This is a genomic window from Kitasatospora humi, from assembly GCF_020907985.1.
In the GTDB taxonomy this organism is placed as follows: domain Bacteria; phylum Actinomycetota; class Actinomycetes; order Streptomycetales; family Streptomycetaceae; genus Kitasatospora; species Kitasatospora humi.
Genome location: NZ_JAJJPA010000008.1, coordinates 24,346 through 45,960, shown reverse-complemented (window position 1 = coordinate 45,960; position 21,615 = coordinate 24,346). Strand labels below are relative to the sequence as shown.

Below are 21,615 nucleotides of genomic sequence, written 5' to 3'. Positions count from 1 at the left end.
GCCACCGGCCCCCTGTACGGCAGCAGCTGGGGTGTGCGGCATGGTACAACAGCCCCGGGCGCCGAGCCGTCCGATTCGGTCAAGCCGACCGAGCGCACTCGGCCATCAGGCACAATGGTGCGCATGACCAGCGTCGACGACCCGCCTGCGAGCTCGCCGGTCGGCGACACCGGCCGCGGTGACGCGCCGTACCAGCCGTTCGCCCACCTCACCACCGAGCATTGCGCCCTCTACCGCCAGGTGATGGGGGTGTTCGTCCGCGCCAAGCAGGAGTTCACCGTCCATCTGCGCCCGGAGGACGTCCACCTGGGGCTGCCACCGGAAGGGCGTCCACCGATCGAAGGAGTGGCGAGCGCGCTGGAGCGGCTCGCCAGGTGGGGCAACCTACGGGCCGACCCGGACACCAGCCGGGTCACCGCGCTGGAGGACTTCTACCGCGCCCGCCACATCTACCAGCTCACCCGTGCAGGCGAGGCCGCCGAGGAGGCGCTGGCCGCGTACGACGCGGCGCTCGGTCGGCGCGGTGAGCTGCAGGCGGTCGCGCTGGCGGACATCACGGTGCAGCTGCGCGCGCTGCTGGCGCTGGCCGGGCAGCCCGGACCCGACCCGGCCGTGGTGCACCTGTCGCTGCTGGCCCTGGTGGACCGCTTCTCGGGCCTGGCGGACAACGCGCGGGCGTTCATGAACTCGCTGCAACGGACGGTCGACCTGCACGAGGCCGAGGTCGAGGTGTTCCTCGCCTACAAGCAGCGGCTGATCGAGTACCTGGAGCGGTTCATCGAGGACCTGGTTACCCGGGGAGCCGAGATCGCCGGTCTGCTGACGGACTTGGGCACGGCCGAGGTAGGTCCGGTCGGGCCGCTGCTGCGGCTGGCCGCCGAGCGCGAGGCCTCCGACGCAGCCCCGGACGCCGCCGCCGAGGCCCTGGCCGCCGCCGAACGCTGCTGGGCCGGGCGTTGGGAGGGCCTGCGGGCGTGGTTCCTGAGCGTGCCGGGGCGCAACTCCCAGGCCAAGCTCCTGCGCTCGGCCGCCCGCCAGGCGATTCCCCAACTACTGGCCGTCGTCCAGGCGTTGAACGAACGCCGGGCCGGTCGGTCGGACCGCTCGGCCGACTTCCGGGAGCTGGCCCGCTGGTTCGCCGAGGCGCCCGACGACGAGTCCCGCCACCGGCTGTGGCGGTCCGCGTTCGGGCTGTACTCGGCGCGTCATCTGACCATCGACCAGGATGCCTTGGCCGAACGGGACGCCGAACCGGTGCCGGCCTCCGCGTCCTGGTACGAGGCACCAGGCGTGCGGATCAGCCCGCAGCTACGCCGGACCGGTTCGTACGAGCGGCGCGGCCGGGGCAGGGCGGTGCAGGACCGTGCCGAGGCCAAGGCGTATCTGGCCGAGCTGGCACGCAAGCAGACCGAGCAGGCCGCCGCAGCCCGGGCCCGGCTGGCCACCCGGGGGGAGGTCAGGTTGAGCGACCTCGACGAGTTGGACCGGGATTCCTTCCGGCTGTTCCTGCAGCTGCTCGGCGACGCCCTGGCGAAGTGGCGGCCGGGCACGGAGTCGGTGTCCACCACCACCAACGACGGGACGATGGAGATCAGGTTGACCAGGCTGACCGATGGTGGGATCGCCGAGATCCACACCCTCGACGGCGTCCTTCGAGGTCCGCAGCACCTGGTCGAGATCGTCGATCTCGCCGCTGAACGCGCGGGAGCGGGCCGTGAGTGACAACCGCCTGGGCGACGTCCTCGCCGCGCAGCGGGCGGAGGAGTTCCGCCGGGCCGCGCGGGCACTGCTGCGCCGGCCGCTGCTGCGCGCGGGCGGTCCCCACTCCGAGGAGTTCCGCCTGGTCCGGCAGCACGCGGCCGAACTGCGCACCTGGTTCGAGCGGAACACCGGCTGGGCCCTGCTGGTGGACTCCGAGGTGGCCCGGCTGCGCCGCATTCCGGGCCAGGACAGCGATCCGACCCACCCGGCACGGGACCAGCGCACCGGACTCCCGTTCTCCCGGCGGCGCTACGTCCTGGTCTGCCTGTGCCTGGCGGTGCTGGAACGTGCCGAGCACCAGATCGCGCTGGGCCGGCTGGCCGAGCAGGTGGTCCTCGCGGCAGCGGACCCGGTGCTGGAGACTGCCGGCATCGACTTCACCCTCTCCGACCGCGAGCAGCGCACCGACCTGGTGGCGGTGGTCCGGCTGCTGCTGGAGTGGGGCGTGCTGGCCAAGGTCGCCGGCGACGAGGACGCCTTCCTCAAGTCGGCCGGTGACGCCCTGTACGACGTGGACCGCCGGGTGCTGGCCGGGCTGCTGGTGTCCCGGCGCGGCCCGAGCACCGTACGCGCCGGCGGCTTCGCGGAGCGGCTGGCCGAACTCAACGCCGAGGTGCTGCCGGACAGCGACGAACTGCGCAACCGGGCCCTGCGCCACACGCTGACCCGGCGGCTGCTGGACGATCCGGTGCTGTACGCCGACGGGCTGTCAGAGGCCGAGAGCGCCTATCTCGCCTCCCAGCGCGGCGCGCTGACCCGCCGCATCAGCGAACTCACCGGGCTGGTACCGGAGGTGCGGGCCGAGGGCATCGCCATGGTGGACCCGGACGACGACCTGACGGATCTCCGGATGCCGGAGCAGGGCACCGACGGCCATGTGGCACTCCTACTCGCCGAGTACCTGGCTGGGAAGGGAAGTACCGTCCCACTCACCGAGCTGCACCGCCAGGTGGCTGGCTGGGCGCTGGAGCACGCCGGGTTCTGGCGGCGCAGCGCGACCACCCCCGGCACCGAGATCGAGCTGACCGAACAGGCCGCCGAACGGCTGGTCGCGCTCGGGCTGCTGGAACGCGCGGCAACCGCGGACGGCGCCCCGGCCGTCCGCCCCCGTCCGGCGCTGGACCGCTACCGGGTCGGCGAGACGATCCTGCTGGAGCCCGGCCAGAGCGCTCCCCGGAAGAGCACCCAGAAGTCCGCGAAGAGCACGAAAGGCAAGAGGACCCGATGAACCCGACTGTCGCGCTGCCGTCGCCCGGCCGCGCCCGCTGGCAGCCGCTGCGGGTCGGCCTGGTCGACCTCTTCTACTACGACGTCGAGGAGTTCCACTTCCGCGACGGCCGCCTGCTGCTGCGCGGCAACAACGGCACCGGCAAGTCCAAGGTGCTCGCCCTGACCCTGCCCTTCCTGCTGGACGGTGACCTCTCTCCGCACAGGGTCGAGCCGGACGCCGACCCGAAGAAGCGCATGGAGTGGAACCTCCTGCTGGGCGGCGAGCACCCGCACCCCGAACGGCTCGGCTACACCTGGATCGAGTTCGGCCGCCTGGACGAGGACGGCGCCGCGCACTACACCACCCTGGGCTGCGGCCTCAAGGCGGTCAGCGGCCGGGGTATCGCCCGGCACTGGTACTTCGTCACCGACCGGCGGATCGGCCCCGAGCTGCGGCTGCTGGACTCCACCGGCGCCGCGATCACCCGCGACCGGCTGGCCGAGGCGCTGGACGGGCGCGGCCTGGTGTACGACTCGGCGCGGTCGTACCGGCGGGCGGTGGACGAGGCGCTGTTCGGCCTCGGCGAGCAGCGCTACGCGGCCCTGGTCGACCTGCTGGTCCAGCTGCGCCAGCCGCAGCTGTCCAAGCGACCCAGCGAGAAGGCGCTCTCCCAGGCTCTGACTGAGTCGCTACCACCGATGGACCAGGCGGTGATCGCCGACGTGGCGGAGGCGTTCCGCTCGCTGGACGAGGAGAAGGAGCAGCTGGCGGTCATGGTCGCCGCCGAGCGCGCCGCCACCGGCTTCCTGGAGCACTACCGCCGGTACGCCCGGGTGGCCGCGCGGCGCAAGGCCCGCGCGCCCCGGGCGCAGCACTCCCGCTACGAGGCGCTGCGCACCGAACTGAACGCCGCAGAACAGGACTTCGAGGCGGCAGGAGCGGCACTGGAGACGACCGAGGCCCGGCTGGAGGAGCTGGACCAGCTGCGCTCCGGCCTGCGGGCCCGGGACGAGGCGCTGCGGGCCGGCCCGGAGATGCGCAGCGCCCGCGAGCTGGAGCAGGCCGCCGACCTCGCCGGACGCACCGCCCGGGACGCCGAACGCGCCGAGGCGGACCGCACCCGCGCCGAGGATGAGCTGACCCGGTACGTCACCCGGCTCGGCTCGGCGCGCTCGCGCGCCGAAGCCGCCGACCGGGCGCAGGACTCCGCCATGGCCAGGGCCGCAGAGGCGGCTACGGCCGCCGGAGTGGAGCGGGAGCACACCGACCGGGTCAGCCTCCCGCTCGCAGCGGGGGATCCGCCCGAGGCCACGCAGCGGAGCTCCGCCGAGTTCACCGACCGGCGGCTGCGTTCAGTCGTCCTGGTCGAGGAGCAGTTGGCTGCCACCCAGGACTCGCTGCGGGAACTCGACCGGAGCAGGCGGCAGTTGGCGGATGCCGATGAGGACCTGGCCCGCCGGGCCGACCTGCGGGCCGAGGCCGAGGAGAACGCCGCGCTGGCAGGTCGGCACTACCTCTCTTCCGTACGTGGGTACTTCGCCTCATGTACGCTGCTCCGACCCGCCGACCCTGAGGGCATGCTCGACGAACTCGCCGAGTGGGTTGAGACGTTGAACGGGCCCGACCCCTCCCGTACGGCGGCGCAGCAGACCGCCTCCGCAGTCGGCGCCGAACTCGCCTCCCGGCGGGCGGCACTGGAGCTCCAGCAGCGCGAGCTCCACACCCGGACGGAAGAACTGCACGCCGAACTCGTGGAGTTGAGCTCCGGCGGCCAGCGAGGTCCGCAGGCGCCGCACACCCGCTCCCCCGAGGCCCGGCAGGACCGCCCGGGCGCGCCGCTCTGGCGCCTGGTCGACTTCACCGGTCACCTGCCGGACCACCAGACCGCTGGGCTGGAAGCCGCCCTGGAGGCGTCCGGTCTGCTCGACGCGTGGGTCGGCCCGGACGGCTCACTGGCCGCCGCCGGCACCTGGGACACCCTGCTCACCGTGGGCCCGCCGGTGGACGGGCGCTCGCTGGCCGACATCCTGCGCCCGGCGGTCGACCGCGCCGACCCGGCCGCCGCCGCCCTGCCGAACGAACTGGTCTCGAGGCTGCTGAGCGGGATCGGCCTGCTCGACGCGGACGACGATCTCCCGGACACCGGCAGCTGGGTGGGCCTGGACGGCCGCTTCCGTCTCGGCGCCCTCACCGGCGCCTGGTCCAAGCCGACCGCCGAGTACCTCGGCGAGAGCACCCGCGAACAGGCCAGGCGCGCCCGGATCGCCGCCGTCAACACCGAACTCGACCGCCTCGCAGAGCGGTTGCAGGATCTGACGGCTCGGTCCGAGAACCTGGCGGCCGACGCACGCACCCTCGCGGGGGAGCAGGCCGCACTGCCGGACGACTCCCCCCTGCGGGCCGCCCAGGCCGGGGTGGCGGCGGCCCACCAGGAGCACGCTCGGGCCGCCGAGCGCCGCGTCACCGCCGACCGGGCCGCAGCCGACGCCGCCGCCGACGCTGACCGGGCGGCGGAAGACCTCCAGGCTCTCGCAGACGAGTTGCGGCTGCCAATCAGCAGCACCGGCTTGCTCGGCATCCGCGAGGCGCTCGGCTCCTACCGCGAGGCCCTGGCGGCACTCTGGCCGGCCGTACGCGAAACCCGCGCGGCCCGTGCCGCACTGGCCACCGAGGAGGCCGACCACACCCGCGCCGCCGAGCACGCCGCCGAACTCGCCGAGCGCTCCCGCGCGGCGGTCCGGGAGGCCGTCGCGGCCGGCGAGCGCCACGAGACGCTCAAGGCCACCGTGGGCGCGGCCGTCGCCGAGCTGCAACGCCAACTCGACGAGGTCAAGGCCGCCCTGCGCGACTGCGAGGAGACCGAGCGCGCCACCCGCCGCGAGCAGAACGCCGCCACCGGTCGCCGGGCCGCCGCCGACGCCCTGCGCACCCGGGTACGCGGTGAGATCGAGGACACCGCCCGCACCCGGGCGGAGGCGATCGACGCGCTGCGCCGCTTCGCCACCACCGGCCTGCTCGCCGTCGCCCTGCCCGAGCTGGAGCATGCCTCCGACTCCTGGGCTCCCGAGCCGGCCGTCCGGCTCGCCCGCGCCGTCGAGCGCGAGCTGGAGTCCGTCGACGACTCCGACCCGGCGTGGGAGCGCGTGCAGCGCAGGATCACCGAAGAGCTCAAGGACCTCTCCGACGCCCTGGCCCGCCACGGGCACACGGCCGCCGCCCGCATGATGGACGACGGCCTGGTCGTCGACGTCGTCTTCCAGGGCCGGGAACGCTCCGTCCCCGCGCTCGCGGCCGCCCTCACGGCCGAGGTGGCCGACCGGCAGCAACTGCTCTCCGCCCGCGAGCAGGAGATCCTGGAGAACCACCTGATCACCGAGGTGGCCGGAACCCTCCAGGAGCTCGTCAGCGCCGCCGAGCACCAGGTGCTGAAGATGAACGAGGAACTGAAGGACCGCCCGACCAGCACCGGCATGCTGCTCCGCCTGGTCTGGCGCCCCGCCCGCAACGCCCCCGGCGGGCTGGCCGCCGCCCGCGACCGCCTGCTGCGCCAGTCCTCCGACGCCTGGACCGCCGCCGACCGCACCGCCCTCGGCGAGTTCCTCCAGGCCCAGATCGACCGCGCCCGCACCGACAACCCCGCCGGCACCTGGCTCGAACACCTCACCACCGCCATGGACTACCGCTCCTGGCACGAGTTCGGCATCGAGCGCCACCAGCACGGCAGGTGGCAGTCCGCCACCGGCCCGGCCTCCGGCGGCGAGCGGGTGCTCTCCGTCTCCCTGCCGTTGTTCGCCGCCGCGTCCTCCCACTACGCCTCCGCCGGCAACCCGCACGCCCCGCGCCTGGTCACCCTGGACGAGGCGTTCGCCGGCGTCGACGACGACTCCCGGGCCAAGTCGCTCGGGCTGCTCACCGCCTTCGACCTGGACGTGGTGATGACCTCCGAGCGCGAATGGGGCTGTTACCCGCAGGTGCCGGGCCTCGCCATCGCCCAGCTCTCCCGCGTCGACGAGATCGCCGCCGTCCTGGTCACCCGCTGGGAGTGGGACGGCCGGCACCGCACCCTGGTGACCGACGGCGAGGTTCCGCCGCAACGTCAGGAAGGGCTGTTCGCCTGACCATGGACCTCTCCATGGACCTCCCCATGGACCTCCCCCGCCTCCAGCGTCTGCTCGGCGCACCCGAGCTCGCCTGGCTGCTCGACCGCGCCCGCCGACGTCTGGAAGCCGGGCGGCCGCTCGACGGCACGGTCTCCCTGGCCGAGGCCGACGACGCCGCACGGGCGGCCGTCGCCCGCCTCCTGGGCCGGTCCCCGCGCCCCGGCCGGTCGCTCTCCGTCTCGCTTGCCGCCGTCGACCGCACGCTCCGGGCCAGCGGCGCCAGCCCGGACGGGCTCGCCGCGGCCGTGGTGGCGCTCACCGGCCCGGTCACCGACAAGCGCGCGCAGGGCGCCGCCCTGGCCGCCGCCTGGCAACGCGCACTGGCCGAGCTTGACCACCCCGCTGTCATCGAGCGTCCCGAACTCGCCTCCTGGCAGGCCAAGGTGGCGGCGACGGGCCTGCTCAGGCGGCTCGCGGGCGGCGACCCGGCCACAGCCCGTCGGCTGGCCGCCGACGCCGTACGGGTCCTCGCCGAGCTCCCCGCCGACGGACTCACGCTGCCCGTCCTCGCCGCGCGCACCCTCGGCGACGCCCATGCCCTGGACCAGGGCCGTCCGCTCGCCGCGCTCGTCCACTCCGCCGTCCGGGCCCTGGCCGCCACCGAGCTGCCCAGCGGCGCCGAAGGCCGCCGGGCGGCCTGGGCGGCCGTCGGCGTGGCCCTGGACGAACTCTCCTCGCGCGTCCTCGTCCTCGGCCTGCCCGGTTCCACCAGCAGCACCACCGGGCGCATTCTCGCGGCAGCCCGCGAAGGCGGTGAACCCTGCCTGCTGACCCTACGCCAGCTCACCCGGCAGCTGGCCGAGCTCCACCTCACCGAGCGCACGGTCCACGTCTGCGAGAACCCCGCCGTCCTCGCGGCCGCCGCCGACGAACTGGGCTCCGACTGCCCGCCGCTGGTGTGCGTCGAAGGCCAACTGTCCGTCGCCGCCCGCAGCCTGCTCGGTCACCTCGCCGACCAGGGCTGCCGGCTCGCGTACCACGGCGACTTCGACTGGGGCGGCATCCGCATCGCCTCCGGCGTCCTCCGCCTCCCCGGCGCTCTCCCCTGGCGCTACGACAGCGCTTCCTACCTCACCGCCGTCGAACGCGGCCTCGGCACCCCGCTCACCACCGGGATCCCGGCCCCCACCCCCTGGGACCCTGGCCTCGCCCCGGCCATCACCGAGCACGCCGTCCGCATCGAGGAGGAACACCTGCTCGACCAGCTGCTCACCGACCTCCGTCGGCAGACCGCGTAGCCGGCGGAGACACTACGGCGACGCCACCTCTGCCGGGGCCAGCCATCGGGGAGGGCCGGCAGGGCGATCGCGGCGGGTGTCGATCGCCCTGCGGTAGGTCGAGGTGAAGACGTGCGGCTCGGGGCCCGCGAGCTGCGGGATGACCTCGGCAAGCCACCGCTCCCGGGGAAAAAAGCGACCGGCCCCCGTCACCGCCCGGCCGGTGCGCCTGGACCAGCACGGGCGGAGTCGGTAGGCGCGCGGCGAGCGGTGCTGCGAGAACCATCTGTACGCGCGGGCGCGTGGCCAGGTGGGCGCGTGGGGACGGGGCCTGGGACGGTCGGTGCGGACGAGGCTGGCGATGAGTGCCGCCCGGCGGGCCGAGCGAGGGTGCTCGGGTACCGCGACAGCGGGCACCGCCAGTTCGGCCCAGACCTTCTTGCCATGGGTCGTCGGTTCCGCGCCCCAGGTCTCCGACAGGCCCTCGATCAGCAGCATGCCTCGACCGGTGGTCAGTTCGTCGTTGCCGAAGTTCGCGGCGCCGGTGGGCATCCGGCGCGACGGGTCGTAGACCTCGATCACCACCCGGTCGCCGTCCGGAGAGAGGTAGATGCCGGCCAGCAGTCTTCCTGGCGCGTGGATGACCGCGTTGGCGAGCAGCTCGTCGGCGACCAGCGCGATGTCGCCCAGCGAAGTCGGGTCGACCCCACCCACGAGCGCGCGACTCGGACGACGGCTTCCCGGGCCGGCGGGACGTGGTCGCGCTTGGTGCCGATGAACGAGATACGCCGAGCGTGAGTGGAGGCGATCACTGGTCACCGTCGCAGGCTTGGACCGCGTCGACAACGCTGTTACACGGCCAGGGGCCGCAGCCGTCGCTGCACCGGCCGTCCTCGAACTGGTGGCGGTCGAGACCTCTCGGACGTGGCTGCTGGCGGTGACGAGCCGCTCGCGACGCGCGGCGGCGCGGTCTGAGGGGCTCGCGGTTGTGTTCGACGCCCGGCCGTCTTCCGAAGCGAGAGGAACGGCCGCTGCGTCCCGCTGGTGCGCGGTGTCGCCCCTCTGTGCGTCCGAGCGGAGGGTCATCGGCGCTTCTCCTTAGCCACTGGGTAGAGCCGCGCATGCGAGACCGCAGATGGGCCTCGGTCATGCGGGAGCGGGGAATCGCGAGCTGCGAGGGTGGTCGAGCTGCTGACGACCAGACAACTCCATCTCGATGCACCACGGTTAGGGCATGGGCTCCGCATGCATGATCCATGCAGATCGTGCATGACGGGTTGTCCTGGTGCGGCTACGCTCGGCTCACCAGGCAGGATCAGCATTGGCAGGAGAAGCCATGTCGCAGACGGCCAAAGGACACTCCGCAGCGGGCGGGATCGGAGAAGTAATCCGCCGCGCACGGGTGTTGAGCGGCCGGTCGCAGGCGGACGTGGCCACCGAACTGGGCTACCACCAGTCGAAGATCAGCCGGTTGGAGAGCGGCAAGGGGACGCAGGACATCGACGTCCTGCGCGCTGTCGCAGCCGTGCTCGACATCCCACTGGAAAGCCTCGGCCTGTCCTCCCATACCAGTGCGGACAGCAGGACGGACGACATGCACCGTCGCAACTTCCTGACCGCGAGCGTCGCCGCGCTCGCGACCCCGACGCCCCGTCCCCGCGTGGAGATAGAGCTGGTCCAGGCGCTGCTGCCCGGACCTGTTCCAGCCGAGCACGCGCCACAACCGCAGGCCACACTCGCGGCCCGGCTCTCCCAGGCCCGGAGGCTGTTCTACACCTGCCGGTACGCCGAACTCGAAGGCGCTCTGCCCTCGCTGATCGCCGACCTCCGCCAGGCCCAGGATGCCTCCCGCGGCGACGATCAGGTCCTGTCCGGCCTCCTCGCGACGGCGTACCAGACCGCGGTCAGCCTGCTGCTCAAGCTCGGCGACCACGGCAACGCCTGGCTGGCGGTCGGCCGTGCCATGGCCGAGGCCGAACGGAGCGCCGACCCCGTGGTGATGGCCTCAAGCGTCCGCGTCCAGGCGCACGTCCTCGCGCGCGACCGGCACACCGCGGCCGCCGTCACCCTCATCCGGCACACCGCCGACCAGCTCTCCGGCAGCTACGACCGGCGCCCACCCGAGTACCTCGCCGCGCTGGGGCTCATGCTCCTTCGCGGGGTGACGGCCGCAAGCGCCGGCGGCGACCGCGCCACGACCGCCGAGTTCCTCGCCGAGGCCCAGGAGGTCGCACGCTATGTCGACCTCGACAGCCCCGAAGCCTGGGCGAACTTCAGTCCGACCAACGTGGCACTTCACTCGGTGAGCGCCTCGGTCGTCCTGGGCGACGCGGGAACGGCGTTGAAAGCCGCCCAGCCCCTGATGCGCAGGCGCATCCCGGTCCCCGAGCGCCGAGCGGCACTGTGGGTGGAGGCTGCACGGGCCTACAGCCAGCAGGGCAGACTGGCCGAGGGATACAAAGCGCTCAGGATCGCGGAGAGCTGTGCCTCGGAGGACATCCGCCGACGGCCCAGCGTGCTCGAGCTGGCCAGTGACATGGCCGCTCGCGACTGGCGCGGCGCCGTCCCCGAGCTTCGCCGTTTCTGCCAGGAGTTGGGAGGCCAGGTTTGACCGAGCACCGCGAGCCGTTCCTCTACGTCGTCGTCTGCGCGTCGGGCATCGCCGACGGAGTGGGCGAACTGATCACCGCTGCCCATTCCGAGGGCTGGGGAGTCGGCGTGATCGCGACCCCGAACGGACTCGGGTTCATAGACCAGGAAGCCATCGAAGCCCAGACCGGCTACCCGATCCGCTCCGCCTGGCGCACACCGAGCATCCCCCAACCACTGCCCCCGGCCGACGCCATCGCCGTCGCCCCGGCCACCTTCAACACCATCAACAAGTGGGCCGCCGGTATCTCCGACACCCTCGCCCTCGGCATCCTCTGCGAGGCGTACGGCCTCGGCATCCCCGTGGCCGTCCAGCCCTACGTCAACTCCGCCCAGGCCGCCCACCCCGCGTACGCGGAGAGCCTGGCCCGGCTCCGGTCGATGGGCGTCCTGATCGGCGACTACGTCCCCCACAAGCCCAAGGCCGGCGGGGGCCGCGACAAGTACAACTGGACCCACGTCCTCGACCTGCTCCGCCCCGTGGCGGCCTCAGCGACGGAGAGGGATTAGCCGATGCACCCGGCTTCAGACGGACGGCCAGGTATCGCTGCCGCGATCGTGATCCGAGAGGGTCGGGTGCTGATGGTCCGGCGCCGAGTCAGCGAGGGCCAGCTCTCGTGGCAGTTCCCGGCAGGCAAGATCGAGCCCGGCGAGTCTCCCGAGCAAGCGGCTGTTCGCGAGACCGCGGAGGAGACGGGGCTGAACGTGGCCGCCATCAAGGTCCTCGGCGAGCGCGTCCACCCGGAGACCGGCCGATGGATGTCGTACATGGTCTGCAAGATCGTCAGCGGCACCGCTGCCGTCGGTGACCCACGAGAACTGGACGCGCTGGCGTGGGTGGCGCTTGCAGAGATCCCCGAATACGTTCCGTACGGGATCTTCGAGCCGGTGCAGGCATACCTGAACGTCGTGCTCAAGTGCTGACAGAACCGCTGCGGGCAGCCATCAGCTGGAGGCTGCCCGCAGCGGTGTCTGCGAAGTCCAGGACCATGAAGGCCAAGATCCAGACAGAGATCAACACCCGCGCTCACGCAAGCGATCTCGTATTGCGTCGCTGGCGCCTGCCCGCACGCCGGGAAACAGCAAAAGGCCCAGGTCAGCAAGCATCTGACCTGGGCCTTCTCTGAGCCGCCTGCGGGATTCGAACCCGCGACCTACGCATTACGAGTGCGTTGCTCTGGCCAACTGAGCTAAGGCGGCGCCGCTGCCACTATGGCAACGCGGGCTAGTTTACACAGGTTCGCGGGGTGCTCAGTACCAGGGGCTCGGGCGGGGGCCGGGGGCTCGGGTGGGGGCCGGGGTGAGGGCAGGTGAGTGTCACCCCGGGAGCCGGGGGCGGTCAGCGGATGCGCAGGGCGACGTCGACCCGGCCGACGAGGGCGTCGCCGGCGAAGAGCTCGACGGTGTGGTCCAGAGCGGTGACGGTGCCGTGGTGGACCTGGCGGTCGGTCACCGTGATCTTGAGGAGCAGGGAGTCCGCGACCGCGACCGGTCCGGGGCCCATGGAGTGGACCTGGAGGAAGGTCAGGGCGGTCTCGCCGCTCATGGGCGCCGAGTAGAAGCACCGGGCGCCGGCCGCCACCGCCTGCCGGGCGGCCTCCAGCATCAGCGCCGGCTCGTGGGCCGCGTCCGCGGAGAAGCCGAGGAGGCGGGCCTGGGCGGTGTACTCGGCGTCGCCGGTTTCGCGCAGTCCGCTCACCGTGACGGCACCGTAGGCCAGTGGTGCGGCCGGCTCGTCGAGGAGGAGTGCGGTCCCGGTGACTTCGACCATCGGGACCTGTGCGGGGGCGGCGGCGGTGCGGAGCGGCGCGGTGGTCATGGCGGTGGTCACGGGGGCTCCTCCCTGTCGGCGGCTGCCGGACGGCGGGCGACGGCGGCCGGTGTGCCCAGCCGCCGCTGCCCTGCCACCGCGCGTACCGCCCGAGTGCTTGGCCCGTTCAGTGTGACCCCGAAGCGGCCGGTCAGGCGATGCGCCTTGTGGCCACCGGAGTACCTCTTTGGAAACCCCCTGGAAACGCCCAGGAAGGCAGTCGGACCGGCACCGGCACCGGTGCGCCTGGTCAGGGTGGCAAAATCCGCGCCCAAGTTCGCCGAGGAGTGGTGGGCTGCCAGGCCCCGCCGCGCGGAGCGGAGGAGCGCTGGATGCGCCGCAGGCCTCGGAAGGGGACAGCGGCGGCCCGTACGCAACAGACGTTCGGCAGCTACCCTGGCGCCATGCCGCCCGCTCGTGGAGATCATGAAGCCCGCCGTCGCGACGTTTCGGCCGCCGTCTGGCGGGTGCTCGCCGACCGGGGTTTCGGGGCGCTGACGCTGCGCGCGGTCGCCGCCGAGATGGGCGCCTCCACCGGACTGCTCACCCACTACTTCCCGAACAAGCAGGCCCTGCTGCGCACCGCCCTGGAGGTGCTCGCCGAGCAGTCGGCCCGGCGGCCGCGCCGGACCGCCCCCGCCGACGGACTGCCCGCGCTGCGCACCCTGCTGCTCGACGTGCTGCCCCTGGACGCCGCCGGCACCGCGGGCAACCGGATCTGGGTCGGCTCGTGGGACGTCGCGCTTGCCGATCCGGAGCTGGCCGCCGAGCACGCCGAACGGTACCGGCGCTCCCGGGTCAAGCTCACCGAGCAGGTGGAGATCGCCCAGCGGCGCGGCGAGTTGCCCGCCGGCACCCCGGCAGCCGACCTGGCCGCCGCCGCCCAGTCGTTCGTGCTCGGCCTGGTGGTGCAGGCGCTGTTCGCGCCGACCGAGTTCCCGCCCGAGCGTCAGATCACCCTGCTGGACGACTGGTTGGCGGCGGTGGCGACCGACGGGGAAGTCAGGGGCAGCGCAGCCCGGACGCCGGCGGCTGCCCCTCGGTCAGGTAGCGATTGACCGCCGAATCCACGCAGTCGTCGTGCCGCCCGTAGGCGGTGTGGCCGTCGCCGTCGTAGCTGACCAGCCGACCCGACTCCAACTGACCGGCCAGTGACTGGGCCCAGGCGTAGGGGGTGGCCGGGTCCCGGGTGGTGCCGATCACCACGATCGGCGCGGCCCCGGCGGCGCGGATGGTGTGCGGCGCCCCGGTTGCCTTGACCGGCCAGTAGGCGCAACTCAGCGCCATCCAGGCCAGATCGGTGCCGAAGTGCGGCGAGGCTTGCCGGAACTGCGGCAGTGCCTTCGCCACGTCTGCCGGGGAGTTGAAGGCCGGCGGCAGGTCCAGGCAGTTGACTGCCGCGTTGGCGAACATCAGGTTCTGGTAACTGCCGTCCGCGGCACGCTCGTAGTACGCGTCGGAGAGCCGCAGCAGCGCGCTGCCGTCGCCGCCGTGCGCCGCGGCCAGCGCACTGCGCAGCTGCGGCCACAGCGGTGGCGCATACATCGCCGCCAGCACCCCGGTGACCGCCTGCGCCTCGGTCAGCTTGCGCGCGCCCGTGGCGGGCAACGGGTGTGCGTCCAAGGAGCCGAGCAGGGCGTCCAGTTGACTGCCGGCCTGCTGTTCATCGGTGCCGATCGGGCAGTCGGCCCGCTTGCCGCAGTCCTTGGCGAACGAGGCCCAGGCGGTCTCGAAGCCGCCGGCCTGGGCGCGGTTGCCGGTCGCCGCGTCGAGCGCCGGGTCCATCGCGCCGTCCAGCACCATCCGGCCGACCCGGCTGGGGAACAGCCCGGCGTAGGTGGCGCCCAGCAGGGTGCCGTAGGACTTGCCGACGTAGTTCAGCTTGTCGTCACCGAGCACGGCGCGCAGCACGTCCATGTCACGGGCGGCCTCCACGGTGCTGACGTGGCCCAGCAGGCCGCCTGAACGCTGCGCGCAGCCTGCCGCGAACTCCCGGTCGGCAGCGACCAGTTGATCGATCTCCTGCTGGTCGTGCGGGGTGGTGGTGACGGCGGTGAAGGCGTCCATCCGGTCCCCGCTCAAGCAGTTGACCGGAGCACTGCGGCCGACCCCGCGCGGATCCAGGCCGACCAGGTCGTAGGCGGCGCGGACCTGCGACGGATAGCTGCTCGCCACCGCCTCCACGTACTCCACCGCGGAGCCGCCCGGGCCGCCGGGGTTGAGCAGCAGCGAACCCGTCCGCGGCCGGCCGCCCTCGCCGTCCGCCGGGTGGCGCACCGCGCCCAGGCTCAGGTCGCCGGCTGCCGGGTGCGCGTAGTCCAGCGGCACCTTGACGGTGGCGCACTGGAACCCGTTGTCGCACGGCTGCCAGTCGAGCCGCTGGCCGTAGTAGGACGCCAGCTCGGCCGGCGCCTCGGCGGGCAGCGGCTGCAGCGGTGCCGGTGCGGCGGCCGCGGGGCTACCGGTGGTGGAGGGGCGCGCGTGGGTGGAGCGGTCACTGGCACAGCCGGCCAGCAGCAGTCCAGCGGCGAGCAGTGCGGTGACCGTCCTCAACGGCTGCGGCATGCGGCGTCTCCTCGGCGGATCGGGGGGCGAGCGGGGCGGGGCGGGGCGGATCGGGGGTGAGCGTCAGGCGGGGTGGGCAGGGTCGCGACGGCGGGTCAAGGGAGCAGAGGGCGAGCGTCACAGGGGCGGGCACAGGGACGGGGTGGGCAGGGTCACGGCGGCGGGTCAGGGGGCGGGCAGCGTCACGGGGGCAAGTCAAGGGGCAGAGCGGGTGAGCGTATCGCTCAGGTACTGGGCGGCCAGCCGGATCAGCCGCAGCCGCTCCCGCTCGGGGGTGTGGTCCTGCACCGCGTCGGAGAGCCCCACCTGGGTGCGCGGTGCCGGGCCCCGCCCGGTGCCCAGCGCGTCGGCCAGCCGGTGTGCGGCGGCCAAGCCGTCGGCGTCGTCCTTCGCCGCCGCCAGCAGCACCCGGGGCGCCGGGCCCGACGAGGTGTCAGCCGCCGCCTGGGAGAGGGCCTGCGCGTCGTAGCGGCCGGACACGCCGGCTGCCGCGCCGTACAGGTCAGGGTGGGTCAGCTCGGCCGCCACCGCGCACTGCGCGCCGTCCGCCACGCCCAGGGCGGCCCAGGCCGGCGGCCCGGGCGGCAGGGTGCGGAAGGCACCGGCCACGGCGGTGCGGATCGAGGCGTCGTCGACCGCCCCCGAGTCGCATGGGTGGGTGGTAGCCGCGGGGGCGACGGCGACGAACGGTCGGGTCCGGCCCAGCTTGATCGCCGAGGCCAGGCCGTCGAAGACGTCCGGCAGCTCGGCGTCCACGGTCCGGCCCGGGACGGCGCCGGGCAGCACCAGGACGGGGTAGCGGGCCGACGGGTCCTCGGCGTAGTGCGGCGGCAGCCAGACCCGCACGGCGCGCGGGCTGCCGTCCGCGCCGGGCACTGCCGCCTCCAGCAGCTCTCCCTCGGCGGGGTGGCCGATGCCGACGAATCGCGGTGGATCGGTCGCGCTCGCTGACGGCGCCGGCTTCGCGGGGGTGGGCAGCACGGCCAGCGCCGCAGCGGAGAGCCGACGCGTGCCGTCCGGGAGCTGTCGGCCGGTCAGCAGGGCGTCCACCACCAGCGCCGTCGCCCCCAGGCCACAGAGCACTGCGCCGGACATCCGTAACACCACCGGTCGCATCTCGGCCACCAGCTCGTACGCGCGCGCCGCGCGCTCCCCGCGCCACCGGGTGAGCGCTGCCCGGGCCAGCCAACAGCCCGCCGCCAGCACCACCGCGGCCGACGCCAGCAGCACTGGACGGGACATCGGGCACTCCCTCGCGAGGACTCGGAGCCGGAGTGGTCCCGGCGCGCTCGTTCCACAGCGTGCAAGAAGCCGACCGGGAAGCGGTGCAGCGCGATGCACCAACCCCGGTGTTCACTCGAACGAGCGATGGTCGCCCGAGCAGCGGACGGAAGCGGAGCGGCAGCCCGCGCGCACCGGCCGGCGCGCGCCTTACCAGCCCACGTGCACCTCGTAGCGCGCGCCCCGCAGCAGCCCGCCGCACAGCGGAGGGCGCGCCCCGCCGGCCAGCCCGCATGACGGTGAGTACACCCCGCCGGCCAGCATGCACCCCGGAGAGCGCACCCCGCCGGCCGGCGCGCGCCCCGGAGAGCGCGCCCTGTCAGCCCGCGCGCAGCGCCATCGTCATCGCCTCGACCGCCAGCAGCGGATCGACGTTGCGGTCCAGCGCCTCCCGGCAGGCCAGCACCGCCTCGATCCGGCGCAGCGTGCCCTCCGGCGGGCCGCCCGCGGCGATGCGGTCCAGCGCGGCGCGCTGGTCCTGGTTGGCCAGCGCGCCGGTCGAGCCGAGCTGCAGCGCCAGCACGTCCCGGTAGAAGCCGAGCAGGTCCAGCAGAGCGGTGGCCAGGGTCTCCCGGCGAGTCCGGGTGGCCCGGCTCTTCTGCCGCTTCTCAAGCTCCTTGACCGCTCCCGCCATGCCGCGCGGTGCTTTGCCCCCCAGGCCCTCGGCCGCGCCGTAGGCCGCCTTGAGGTCCTCGGTCTCCTTGGCGTCCCGGGTCTCGGCCAGTGCCTCGGCGTCCGCCTTCGCGGTGTCGACCAGGCGCTGGGCGGCCGCCAGGCAGCCGCCGATGTCCGCGACCTCCAGCGGGATCCGCAGCACCTCCAGGCGGCGGGTGCGGGCCTGCTCGTCCACCGCCAGGCGGCGCGAGCGCTCCACGTCGCCCTGGCCGGCCCGGGCCGCCAGCTCGGCCAGCTGCGGCGCCACGCCGTCCCGCCGCACCAGCAGGTCGGCCACTGCCTCCGGTGCGGGGGTGCGCAGCACCAGGTGGCGGCAGCGCGAGCGGATGGTCGGCAGGGTGTCCTGGACCGACGGTGCGCAGAGCAGCCAGACGGTCCGCGGTGAGGGCTCCTCGACGCCCTTGAGCAACGCGTTCGCCGCCGCCTCGGTGAGCCGGTGCGCCGCGTCGATCAGGATCACGGACCAGCGGCCGCCGGTCGGGTAGGAGGAGGCGCGCAGCACCAGCTCGCGCATGTCGCCGACGCCGATCGACAGGCCGTCACTGCGGACGATCTTCACGTCGGCATGGCTCTCGGCCATGACCGTGTGGCAGCCCTCGCAGAACCCGCAGCCGGGCGTGCCGCCCAGGTCGAGGTCGGGGCTGGTGCACTGCAGCGCGGCGGCGAAGGCCCGCGCGGCCGTGGTCTGGCCTGCGCCGGGCGGGCCGGTGAAGAGCCAGGCATGCGTCATCAGCGAGGCGTTGCCGCCCGGGGCCGGATCGCCGGAGCGACCTGCGAGCACGGTGGCGCGGGCCGCCGAGGCGGCCGCGGTCAGCTGCTCGACCACCCGTTCCTGGCCCACCAGGTCGTCCCAGACGGTCACCGCTGCTCCCACACTCCGCGCCCGGACCGCGCCCGGCCGGGTCTCGCGCCCGAGCCAACCCGCTCGAGCCTTCCGCCAGCGAGCATACGGCCCGCCCCGGACAGACCGGGGCGGGCTGCGGCACCACCGCTACTTGCGCCGCTTGCGGCCCCTGCCGCCGCGGTCGTCCTCGTCCGGGTCGGCCTGCTCCCACCGGGCCCACTCCTCGCGGGTGCCGAGCAGCGAGTCGGTCAGCGTCGGCAGGTCGTCCATCGGGGTCTCCTCTGCCCATGACGGGCGCCGCGGGCGCTTCGGCTCGGCCGCCGGCTCGGTGGGCTCGGGCCGCCACAGGCCCGGCGGCACCCGCTCCTCGACCGGCCGCACCGGCGGCAGCTTGCCCGGACCGACGGCCGGCAGCACGGCCGTGCGCTCCTCGGCTGCCTCGTCCCGCACCACCGGCAGCACCGCGGTGCGCTCCTCGGGCCTCTGCACGGCGCCCTTCGCGCCGTTGCCCTCAGTGCCGTTGCCGTCAGCGCCGTTGCCGTCAGCGCCGTTGCCCTTCGCGCCGTTGCCCTTCGCGCCGTTGCCCTCAGCGCCGCCGGCCTCGGTGCCGTTGCCGCTCGTGCCAGCGCCGCTCGTGCCGCCGTCGCTCGTGCCGCCCCGCTGCCCCGCCAGCTTCTCGGCGGCGGCCACGGCCGCCTGCCGCTGGGCCTCGGAGATCTCCTCGGTGAGCTCCTCGGAGCCCGGGATCGGGATCTCCTCGGTCACCGCCTCGGCGTCGTTCGCGGCGCGGGCCGCCGCCGCGGCCTCCTCGGCCTGGCGAGCCTCCTCGGCCCGCTGCAGAGCCTCCTCGGCGCGCCGGCGCTGCTCCTCGCGCTGCACATCGCGCTGGCGCTGCAACTCGGCCTGCGCCCGCGCCTCGGCCTCCTTGCGGGCCTGCTCGGCGGCCTCGGCCGCCAACCGAGCCTCCTCGGCGGCGCGCCGCTCGGCCTCCTCCGCCGCCTTGCGGGCGGCTTCCGCCTCGGCTGCCAGCCGGGCTTCCTCGGCGCGCTTGCGCTCCTCCTCGGCCTGCCTGCGGGCCGCCTCCTCGCGGGCCAGCCGCTCCTTCTCGGCCTGCTCGGCGCGCAGCTTCTCCAGCAGCTCCTGGCGCTTGCGCTCGGCCTCCTCGGCCTCGGCCTTCTTGCGGGCCTCCTCGGCGGCGCGACGCTCGGCCTCCTCACGGGCCAGCCGCTCCTGCTCGCGCCGCGCCTCCTTCTCCTTCTCGGAGAGCGGTAGCTCGCGGTCGAGCCGGTGCCGGATCGCGGTGGTGACCAGCGCGGGCGCCTTGCTGGCGTCGACCACCAGGTAGCGCACCGGGTCAGCGGCGGCCAGGGCCAGGAACCCGGCCCGGACCCGGGCGTGGAACTCGATCGGTTCGTTCTCCAGCCGGTCCAACGCCTCGGTGAAGCGCTCGCGGGCCCGCACCGGGTCGACGTCGAGCACCACGGTCAGGTCCGGCACCAGGCCGCCGGTGGCCCAGCGGGAGATCCGGGCCACCTCGGTGGCGGCCAGGTCGCGCCCGGCGCCCTGGTAGGCGATCGAGGAGTCCATGTAGCGGTCGGTGATCACCACTGCGCCACGGGCCAGCGCCGGCCGGATCACGTTCTCCACGTGCTCGGCCCGGTCGGCCGCGTAGATCAGCGCCTCGGCGCGGTGCGACAGGCCGGTGTTGCCGACGTCCAGCACCAGGCCGCGCAGCCGCTGCCCGACCGGGCTGCCACCCGGCTCCCGGGTCAGCACCACCTCGTGGCCCTTGCTGCGGATCCACTCGGCCAGCGCCTGCGCCTGGGTGGACTTGCCGGCGCCGTCGCCGCCCTCCAGCGCGATGAAGAAGCCGGTGCCGGTGGCCCGGTGCTCGGGCACGTCGCGGTCACCGCCGAGCGCCTCCAGCAGCTCCCTGCCGAACGGCACGGTGCCGCGCTGGTCGTCGGTCTTCAGCAGGACCAGGCCGGCCAGCGCCAGGATGAGCACCCCGGCGGTGGCCACCGCGATGCCGGCACCACCGTGCACGAAGCTGAAGCTGCCCGGAGCCCGGCTGCCGTAGTCGATCTCGCCGTAGGCGGCGGCCAGCAGCGGCATGCCGACCAGCGCGGCGCCCACCACGATCCGCAGCACCGCGTAGAGGTGCTCGGTCACCCGAGGCAGCCGGGCCTCCTCGACCTCCTGGGCGAGCAGCCCGCGACCGACCCCGATCACCAGGCCGGCCGCCACCGCGGCCGCCGAGGTGAGCAGCAGGATCAGCACGAAGTCGAAGACCAGCCCGGCCAGGATCAGCGCGACCCCGATGGTCAGCAGACCGACCGCGAGCAGCCGGCGGCGGGAGAGCGCGGGCAGTGTGACCCGGGTCAGCCGCAGGCCCAGCCAGGGCAGCCCGGTGGTGGCCAGCACCAGCAGGCCGTAGCCGATCGGTCCGGCGCCGTGCTCCGCGGCGGTGAACAGGGCCAGCGCCGCGGTGCCGGCCATCGCCGCGTAGGCCGCGGCGACGGCGAAGGTGAAGTACGGGGCGGAGCCGGTGCGGCCCTTGCCCAGCGCCGGGCCCGGGGTCGCGTCGGTCGGCGCCCGCAGGCCCTGCAGCGGCGAGGCGGGCCGGTGACCGGCCGGTACGCCGGGCAGGTCCTGCAGGTGGAGCAGGGCGGCCGAGCCGGCGAACAGCAGTGCCGCGCCGAGCGCGGCCGAGGTGACCTGGTGGGCCCGCAGCCAGTCCACGCCTAGCGCGGCCAGCAGGTTGTTCAGCAGGGTGAGAGCGACCAGCCCGACCGCCGCCAACGGCACGGTGGCCCAGCCGGTGCGCATGTCGATGGTGCGGACGGTGTCGAGGTTGGCCGCCGAGGGCCGCTGCTCCGCCTGCGGTGCGTAGGGGTCGCCGACCGGCAGCAGGGTGGGCGTGGTGGCGCCCTTGGCGGTCGACCAGACCCGCTCGGCCGCACCGGTCACGAAGATGGTGGCCAGCAGCGCGTAGACCGGCACCGCCTGGTGGGTCCAGACCGCCCACCAGGGCGCGATCCCGATCAGGGCCGCGCGCAGCCCGTCGGCGGCGATCAGCGTCCAGCGGCGGTCCAGCGGACCGCTGAGCAGCCGGTGCAGCGGGCCGAGCAGCGCCACCCCGACCAGCCCGGCGGCCAGCAGCCGGACCGCGAAGACCAGCGCCAGCGCGAAGGCCGCGCCCCGGTAGCCGCCGCCGAACAGGCCGGCCGTGGCGGCGGCGGTGACGGTCAGCGCGAGCAGCACCAGGAAGCCGAGCCGGTCGGCGGTGCCGCTGATCAGCTGGGTCACCCACAGCCGGCGGTACGGGCGCAACCGCAGCAGGGCACGCGCCCGCTCGCCGGGGGTGCCGGCCGGCGCCACTTCGGGGAGGACGGGCACAGTGGGGGTGGGCTGCTCCTCGCTCGTCATACGGTCAGCGTAGC

Annotated in this window: 14 protein-coding genes and 1 tRNA gene; 8 read left to right on the top strand and 7 right to left on the bottom strand. The window is 74.2% G+C overall.

Going from position 1 to position 21,615, the window contains the following annotated elements; all coding sequences use genetic code 11:
* Positions 1-123 precede the first annotated feature (123 nt).
* Genes LN042_RS10710 through LN042_RS10695 form a run of 4 tightly spaced genes read left to right on the top strand, consistent with a single transcriptional unit; the run spans position 124 to position 8,369 of the window.
* Entirely contained in the window at positions 124-1,722 is a 1,599-nt protein-coding gene (locus LN042_RS10710; protein ID WP_230050855.1) for a TIGR02677 family protein, read from the top strand.
* The gene (locus LN042_RS10705; RefSeq protein ID WP_230050853.1) at positions 1,715-2,989 is read left to right on the top strand and encodes a TIGR02678 family protein; all 1,275 of its coding nucleotides are present in this window, start codon (positions 1,715-1,717) and stop codon (positions 2,987-2,989) included. Before LN042_RS10710 ends, LN042_RS10705 begins: the two co-directional genes overlap by 8 nt.
* Positions 2,986-7,089 (top strand): TIGR02680 family protein, encoded by a 4,104-nt coding sequence (locus tag LN042_RS10700; protein WP_230050851.1) that lies wholly within the window; start codon positions 2,986-2,988, stop codon positions 7,087-7,089. The genes LN042_RS10705 and LN042_RS10700 overlap by 4 nt, the downstream gene beginning before the upstream one ends.
* A 14-nt stretch (positions 7,090-7,103) precedes the next feature.
* Positions 7,104-8,369, top strand: coding sequence for a TIGR02679 family protein (locus tag LN042_RS10695; protein ID WP_230050849.1), 1,266 nt, complete (start codon positions 7,104-7,106; stop codon positions 8,367-8,369).
* Positions 8,370-8,381: 12 nt separating this feature from the next.
* On the opposite strand, the gene LN042_RS37665 is transcribed toward LN042_RS10695, so the two are convergent.
* Positions 8,382-9,062 (bottom strand): ATP-binding protein, encoded by a 681-nt coding sequence (locus tag LN042_RS37665; protein ID WP_230050848.1) that lies wholly within the window; start codon positions 9,060-9,062, stop codon positions 8,382-8,384.
* 622 nt (positions 9,063-9,684) lie between these two features.
* Here LN042_RS37665 and LN042_RS10685 point away from each other — a divergent pair.
* Genes LN042_RS10685 through LN042_RS10675 form a run of 3 tightly spaced genes read left to right on the top strand, consistent with a single transcriptional unit; the run spans position 9,685 to position 11,921 of the window.
* Entirely contained in the window at positions 9,685-10,959 is a 1,275-nt protein-coding gene (locus LN042_RS10685) for a helix-turn-helix domain-containing protein (RefSeq protein ID WP_230050846.1), read from the top strand.
* The gene (locus LN042_RS10680) at positions 10,956-11,507 is read left to right on the top strand and encodes a flavoprotein (protein ID WP_230050844.1); all 552 of its coding nucleotides are present in this window, start codon (positions 10,956-10,958) and stop codon (positions 11,505-11,507) included. Before LN042_RS10685 ends, LN042_RS10680 begins: the two co-directional genes overlap by 4 nt.
* 3 nt (positions 11,508-11,510) lie before the next feature.
* Positions 11,511-11,921, top strand: a complete 411-nt coding sequence (locus LN042_RS10675) for an NUDIX hydrolase (RefSeq protein ID WP_230050842.1) — start codon at positions 11,511-11,513, stop codon at positions 11,919-11,921.
* A 202-nt stretch (positions 11,922-12,123) separates the two neighbouring features.
* On the opposite strand, the gene LN042_RS10670 is transcribed toward LN042_RS10675, so the two are convergent.
* Together LN042_RS10670 and LN042_RS37215 are read right to left on the bottom strand one after the other, a co-directional pair.
* Positions 12,124-12,197, bottom strand: a tRNA-Thr gene (locus tag LN042_RS10670).
* 139 nt (positions 12,198-12,336) lie between these two features.
* Entirely contained in the window at positions 12,337-12,828 is a 492-nt protein-coding gene (locus LN042_RS37215) for an AfsA-related hotdog domain-containing protein (protein WP_230050840.1), read from the bottom strand.
* A 383-nt stretch (positions 12,829-13,211) separates the two neighbouring features.
* On the opposite strand from LN042_RS37215, the gene LN042_RS10660 reads away from it, so the two are divergent.
* Positions 13,212-13,865, top strand: a complete 654-nt coding sequence (locus tag LN042_RS10660) for a TetR/AcrR family transcriptional regulator (RefSeq protein ID WP_230050838.1) — start codon at positions 13,212-13,214, stop codon at positions 13,863-13,865.
* On the opposite strand, the gene LN042_RS10655 is transcribed toward LN042_RS10660, so the two are convergent.
* The 4 genes from LN042_RS10655 to tmk form a co-directional block, all read right to left on the bottom strand.
* A complete protein-coding gene (locus LN042_RS10655) occupies positions 13,810-15,372 on the bottom strand; it encodes an alpha/beta hydrolase (protein ID WP_230050837.1) in 1,563 nt (520 codons plus the stop codon). The genes LN042_RS10660 and LN042_RS10655 overlap by 56 nt on opposite strands.
* Before the next feature lie 195 nt (positions 15,373-15,567).
* On the bottom strand, positions 15,568-16,614 hold the full coding sequence (locus LN042_RS10650) for an alpha/beta hydrolase (RefSeq protein ID WP_230050835.1): 1,047 nt from the start codon (positions 16,612-16,614) through the stop codon (positions 15,568-15,570).
* A gap of 358 nt (positions 16,615-16,972) precedes the next feature.
* Complete coding sequence (locus tag LN042_RS10645; protein WP_230050833.1) at positions 16,973-18,190, bottom strand: DNA polymerase III subunit delta'; 1,218 nt, start codon at positions 18,188-18,190, stop codon at positions 16,973-16,975.
* A gap of 129 nt (positions 18,191-18,319) precedes the next feature.
* Positions 18,320-21,601 carry a dTMP kinase gene (gene tmk, locus LN042_RS10640; protein ID WP_230050831.1) on the bottom strand — a complete coding sequence of 1,094 codons (3,282 nt, stop codon included), beginning with the start codon at positions 21,599-21,601 and terminating at the stop codon, positions 18,320-18,322.
* Positions 21,602-21,615 lie beyond the last annotated feature (14 nt).